The organism is Achromobacter anxifer, from assembly GCF_903652925.1.
Taxonomy (GTDB): Bacteria; Pseudomonadota; Gammaproteobacteria; order Burkholderiales; family Burkholderiaceae_B; genus Achromobacter; species Achromobacter anxifer.
Genome location: NZ_CAHLAR010000014.1, coordinates 134223 through 140222, shown reverse-complemented (window position 1 = coordinate 140222; position 6000 = coordinate 134223). Strand labels below are relative to the sequence as shown.

4 protein-coding genes are annotated in these 6000 nt (G+C 65.2%); 1 reads left to right on the top strand and 3 read right to left on the bottom strand.

The window, feature by feature from the left end; translation table 11 throughout:
• Window positions 1-153: 153 nt before the first annotated feature.
• Together HWY37_RS30840 and HWY37_RS30835 are read right to left on the bottom strand one after the other, a co-directional pair.
• The gene (locus tag HWY37_RS30840) at window positions 154-1563 is read right to left on the bottom strand and encodes a sigma-54-dependent transcriptional regulator (RefSeq protein WP_246302455.1); all 1410 of its coding nucleotides are present in this window, start codon (window positions 1561-1563) and stop codon (window positions 154-156) included.
• Window positions 1547-3526: a sensor histidine kinase gene (locus HWY37_RS30835; RefSeq protein ID WP_176090547.1), complete on the bottom strand. Its 1980-nt coding sequence runs from the start codon at window positions 3524-3526 to the stop codon at window positions 1547-1549. The genes HWY37_RS30840 and HWY37_RS30835 overlap by 17 nt, the downstream gene beginning before the upstream one ends.
• A gap of 292 nt (window positions 3527-3818) precedes the next feature.
• Between HWY37_RS30835 and HWY37_RS30830 the strand changes: the two genes are divergently transcribed.
• The gene (locus tag HWY37_RS30830; protein ID WP_175210800.1) at window positions 3819-5192 is read left to right on the top strand and encodes a dicarboxylate/amino acid:cation symporter; all 1374 of its coding nucleotides are present in this window, start codon (window positions 3819-3821) and stop codon (window positions 5190-5192) included.
• 112 nt (window positions 5193-5304) lie between these two features.
• Here the strand turns inward: HWY37_RS30830 and HWY37_RS30825 are convergent, their stop codons facing one another.
• On the bottom strand, window positions 5305-5919 hold the full coding sequence (locus tag HWY37_RS30825) for a Maf family protein (RefSeq protein WP_176090546.1): 615 nt from the start codon (window positions 5917-5919) through the stop codon (window positions 5305-5307).
• Between the last annotated feature and the right edge of the window lie 81 nt (window positions 5920-6000).

Below are 6000 nucleotides of genomic sequence, written 5' to 3'. Positions count from 1 at the left end.
AATGCACGACCCGCTTAGCGTGCAATATCGCAAGCCGCAGCCCCAATGAAAAACCCCTCGCAGGAATATCCTGCGAGGGGTTTTGCTTTTACGGCTGGCAATGCAAGAGCGCCAGACGGTTTATCGCTGAGCGTATTGGCAAGCGCCAGAGATTTACTGCTGCGTGTATTGTTGCCGATCGATGCCGTGGCGCTGCAGCTTGTCGTAGAAGGTTTTGCGCGGAATGCCCAGCGACTCCAGGGTGGCCTTGATGTCGCCCTGATGCGCCTGGAGCGTCTCGCGAATGAGCTGCGCTTCGAAGCGTTCCATCCGTTCCGGCAGGCTTGCCTCGGCGTGGGCCGCCATGGCGCTTGGGGGCTCTGGAGTATTCAGCACGCCCAGGACGACGCGTTCGGCGAAATGCGCGAGTTCGCGCACGTTGCCGGGCCAGTCGTGCGTCATGACATGTTGCTTGATGGACGCCGGCATTTCCGGAATGTCGCGCTGGAAGCGGCGCGATGCGTGGCCGAGGTAGTGGGCGAACAGCAGGGGAATGTCCTCGCGGCGTTCCCGCAGGGGCGGAATCCGGATGGTGACGACATTGAGGCGGTAGAACAGGTCTTCGCGAAACTTGGCGCGTATGGCGGGGTTGCCCAGGTCTTCCTTGGTGGCCGCCACGACACGCAGGTCCAGATTGCGCACTTCGTTGCTGCCCAGGGGGGTGATCTGGCGGGACTCGAGCACGCGCAGCAGCTTCACCTGCAGCGCCAGCGGCATGCTTTCGATCTCGTCCAGGAATAGGGTGCCGCCGCTGGCATGCTCGATCCGGCCGATGCGTTTCTTTTGGGCGCCGGTGAAGGCGCCGGGCTCGTGGCCGAACAGTTCGCTTTCGATGACGCTTTCGGGCAACGCGCCGCAGTTGATCGCGACCAGTGCGCGATGCCTGCGGCGGCTCAGCCGATGCAAGGCGGTCGCCACGACTTCCTTGCCGGTCCCTGTTTCGCCTTCGACCAGCACGTCCACGTCCGCATCGGCGATGTGCCGCAGCGTCTGCTTGATGCGCTGCATGGCGGGCGTGGCGCCGATGAAGGGCACTTCGTCTGCTTCGACGGCAAACGCCGCTTCGCGCAGGCGGCGGTTCTCCAGCACCAGGTGGCGCTTTTCCGCCGCGTGCATGATGGCGGTGATCAGCCTGTCGGCGGCATAGGGTTTGGCCAGGAAGTCGTAGGCGCCGTCCCGCATGCATTGCACGGCGGTGGCGATGTCACCATGGCCGGTGATAAGAATGACCGGGATGTCGGGGTCGATCTCGCGCAGGCGCTGGAAGAGCTGTAGGCCGTCCATGTCGGGCATGCGGATGTCGCTCACGACCACACCGTCGAAATCGCGCGTCAGCGCCGGCAAGGCAGAGCGCGCGCTGGCATGCGCGTCCACGGCGATGCCGTGTAGCTTCAGCGTTTGCGCATTGGCGCGCAGCAGCTCGTCGTCGTCGTCGATGAATACTGCACGGGGCGAAAACGGTTGGCGCAAGCTGTCGTCGATGGATGCTGGCGCGGCGGGAGGGAGTTCAGGAGCGCGGTTCATGATGTAGCTCGGTAGCGTTTTGCTGGCCAGGCGCCTTGCGCAACGTCAGGATGAACATGGCTCCGCGGCCAGGAGCATGCGGAGCGGGAAAGACGGGATCGCCCGGGCCAGCGGCGACCAAGTCGCCACCGAATTCGGTGACGATGTCGCGGCAGATGACCAGCCCCAGTCCCAGTCCTTCGGTCTTGGTCGTGTAGAAGGGAGTGAACAGGTGCGCTCGCGCCTCAGCCGAGAGGCCTGGACCGTTGTCGCTGACATAGACCTGCACTGTCGCACCCAGATCTTGCAGCGCCACGACGATACGGCCGTCTGGCAGGCCTTCCAGGGCTTCCATCGCGTTCTGCAGCAGATTTACCAGAACCTGTTCCAGCCGTATGCGATTGCCGAGCACGTGGTAGTTCTGGCCCGCGGGCGGACGTTGCAGGACGATGCCCTGGCGCCGCGCGCGCGGGGCGACCAGCAACAGCGCGCCCTCCAGGCAATCCTTCAGGCTGGCGGGCGCTATGGAGGTGTCAGCCTTGCGCGAAAAAGCGCGCAATTCCCCGGTGATGTGGCCGATCCGTTCCGTCAGCGCGGCGATGGTGCCCAGGTTCTCTTGAGCCGAGCCTTCATCCCGCCGACGCAGGAATTCGGAGGCGTTGTCCGCATAGGCGCGTATGGCCGCGACAGGCTGGTTGATCTCATGCGCTACGCCGGCTGCCACCTGTCCCAACAGGGCGAGCTTGCTGGCCTGGACCAGTTCCTCTTGCATGGTGTGCAGGCGCCCGGCGGTGCGCTGGCGTTCGTCCATTTCATCGACCAGCTGTTCGTTGACTTGCAGCAATTGAGCCGTGCGTTCGTCGACCAGGGAGGCCAGCTGTTCGTGGATGGCGGCCTGCTGCTCGGCGCGCTCGCGGCTGCGATGGCGGCGGAAGAGGACGATGCTGACCATGGCGGCCAGCGCGCACTGCGCCAGCAGCGCACCCAGTTGGGCGTTGGCGGTAGCCTGGCTGATGGCCGCCTGCACGGGTGATAGCAGATGCAGCGTCCAACCCGGGGATTCGACGATGGGTAGCGTCGTGTGCACCATCGGCGCGCCCGCCGGGATCTGCGGCAGGCTTATGTCAGCACGGACCAACTGGCCGTTGCTGACGGGCTGAAGCTGTGGCCGCAGGGGCAGCGGCAGGAAGGGCGCGTCGCCGAATTGCAGGCTGGTGCGCAAGGCCCGGGCCAAGTCCGGGGTAAGCGGAGCCAGCACATCGAAACGCCAGTCGGAGACATTGCCCAACAGCACCACTCCATGTTCGTCGGTGACGAAAATGGGCGAGGTCGACTGGCGCCAGTCGGCCTCCAGGTCCCGGAAATCCACTTTCAGCACGACCACGCCCAGCATGGCGCCGTTGACGTCGTCCACGCGGCGCGACAAGTACAGGCCGGCCTCGTGGCTGATCGTGCCCAGGGCGAAATGTTCGGCCGAGCCATGAGCTACCGATCCCTGGAAATAGGGCCGGAACTGGTAGTCCACGCCGACAAACGTGGCGGGTTCGCGCCAGTTGCTTGCGGCAATCGCAAGCCCTTTCTTGTCCAGCACGTAGATGGCGGATGCGCCCACGCCGCGGCTCAGCGTATCGAGCTTGTCGTCCAGGGATTCGATCTGCGCGGGGGAGCCTTCCTGCAGCGCCGCGCGCACGTCGACATCGCGCGTCAGGACAAAGGGCAGCGCCCTGAACTTGTCCAGGTTATTGCGCAGCAGCGCCGCGTTCAGCTGGGCAGCCACGCGCGCCTGGTCTCCCGCATTCTTCAGGGCGCCTTCGCGCGCCCAGAGCGTGGCGGCGTGCAGCACGGCGTAGACGATGGCGACGCCCAGCAGGATGGCGATGGTCTTCCAGGGCCAAGGCCAAGCGGGCGTGGTCCGCGGGCGGCGCGGCTTGCTGGGCTGGTCCGGGTCGGGCCAGGCATCACGGGGAGAGGGGCGGGTCGACATGTGGTGTGCGGTTTTTCGCACATTCTATATCCATTCTGTGTGAATTTCCGCCAGAAAATCCGAGGCATGCACTGTCGAAGAAGATAAATTTCTTTTCTGATCAAGGGCTTGGAGCGCAACCGCGATGCCAGTCGAGGTTGGCACGCCTCTTGCATTAGTAATGCCAAGCCTGGCGGCGTCGTCCGCGGGGTGAAATCGGCTTGCGGCGAGACGCTCAGGCCAGAAAACAGATAACGCCCCGTCGCCCGCGCTGAACCGCTCGGAGCAAGGGGCCTTGGTGGGGACAATCCCAATGATCGACGTGGATCAAGTCGCGCCCGCGCGCAAGCTCAAGTTCTATCAAATCCTCTATGTGCAGGTGATTTTCGCCATCGTGGTGGGTGTGCTCCTGGGCGCGTTCAAGCCCGAGTTGGGGCAACAGATGCAGCCGTTCGGCGACGCCTTCATCAAACTGGTGAAGATGATCATCGCGCCGGTGATCTTCCTGACCGTGGCCACCGGCATTGCGGCCATGAGCGACCTGAAGAAGGTGGGGCGCGTGGCGGGCAAGGCCATGTTGTACTTCCTGGTGTTCTCGACGCTTGCGCTGATCGTGGGCATGATCGTCAGCCACATCGTCCAGCCGGGCGCCGGCATGCACATCGACCCCAAGACCCTGGACATGAAGGCGGTGTCGGGCTACGTGGCCAAGGCGCATGACTCGACCATCACGGGCTTTCTGATGAACGTGATTCCCACGACGATCTTCAGTCCCTTCGTCGGCGGCGACATCCTGCAGGTGCTGTTCGTGGCGGTCCTGTTCGGCATCTCGCTGGCCATGGTGGGCGAGCGCGGCAAGCCGATACTGAACTTCATGACCGCGCTGGCTCAGCCGGTTTTCAAGCTGGTCGCCATCCTGATGAAGGCCGCGCCCATCGGCGCGTTTGGCGCCATGGCTTTCACCATCGGCAAGTACGGCATCAAGTCCGTCGTCAATCTGGCCATGCTGGTGGGCACGTTCTACGCCACCTCGGTGCTGTTCGTGGTCGTGGTGCTGGGCCTGGTGGCGCGCTACAACGGCTTTTCCATCCTGAAGTTGGTACGTTACATTCGTGAAGAGCTGCTGCTGGTGCTGGGCACCAGTTCGTCTGAGGCCGCGCTGCCCACGCTGATGCAGAAGATGGAGCGGGCTGGATGCTCGAAGTCGGTGGTCGGCCTGGTCGTGCCCACCGGCTACTCCTTCAACCTGGACGGCACCAACATCTACATGACGATGGCCGCTCTGTTCATCGCCCAGGCTTGCGACATTCCGCTGTCGCTGGGCGACCAGATCCTGCTGCTGTTGGTGGCGATGCTGAGCTCCAAGGGCGCCGCGGGCGTGACGGGTGCGGGCTTTATTACCCTGGCCGCCACGCTGTCGGTGGTGCCGTCGGTGCCGGTCGCCGGCATGGCGCTGATCCTGGGCGTGGACCGCTTCATGTCGGAATGCCGCGCGCTGACCAATCTGGTCGGCAACGCGACCGCCGCCGTGGTGGTGGCGCGCTGGGAAGGCGAGCTGGACCGGGAGCAGCTGCATGCCGCCCTCGAGGGCACGGCCCAGCCCGCGCCCGCACCGGTCGCAGTTCCGGCGCCGGAAGCGCCGCGAGGCGGCGGCGTGGCTATCGGCCAACCGCTGCAGCACGGCTGAGCACAATCCGTCCTGACGTCTTTGCCCCACGCCAGGGCGGGGCGGCAGCGATAAAAAATCCCCCGGGCCGCAAGGCTTTCGGGGGATTTTTTTCGGACGGGATCCGCGCCTGTCAGGGGATCTGGATGCCCGCCGCGCGCAGCAGGTTCGCGGTTTCGAATAGGGGCAAGCCCATCACGCCGGTATAGCTGCCGGCGATATGGGAAATGAAGGTGCCGGCCAGGCCCTGGATGCCGTAGGCGCCGGCCTTGCCGAAAGGCTCGCCGCTGTCGCAGTAGCGGCCGATTTCCTCGTCCGTCAGCTCGCGCATGCGGACTTCGGTAATGGAGACGGCTTCCAGCAATTGCTCGCCGGTCCAGACGGCGACCGCGGTATGCACCTGGTGGGTCGAGCCGGACAGGGCGCGCAGGATCCTCATGGCATCGTCGCGGTCGGCCGGCTTGCCCAGGACCTCGCCGGACAGGATGACCGTGGTGTCGGCGGCCAGCAGCGGCAGTCGCGGCAGGTTTTGGTCCTGCATCCAGTCGCGGCCGCGCAGCGCCTTGTCGCGCGCGGTGCGCTGGACGTAGTCGGCGGCGCTTTCGCCTGGATGTTGGGGTTCGTCCTCTCCGGGAGGGGCCGGCACCAGCAGGACTTCGTGGGCCAGGCCGATCTGGGTCAGCAGTTCGCGCCGCCTGGGACTGGCGGAGGCAAGATAGAGGCGCGGGGCGGAGACGGTGTCGGTCATGTGTCAGCGGAGTGGGCGCCGGCCTGGATAGCGGTCAGGCGCGGCCGGCGGTAGGGCACGGCCAGAGCAGTCAGGCGCGGC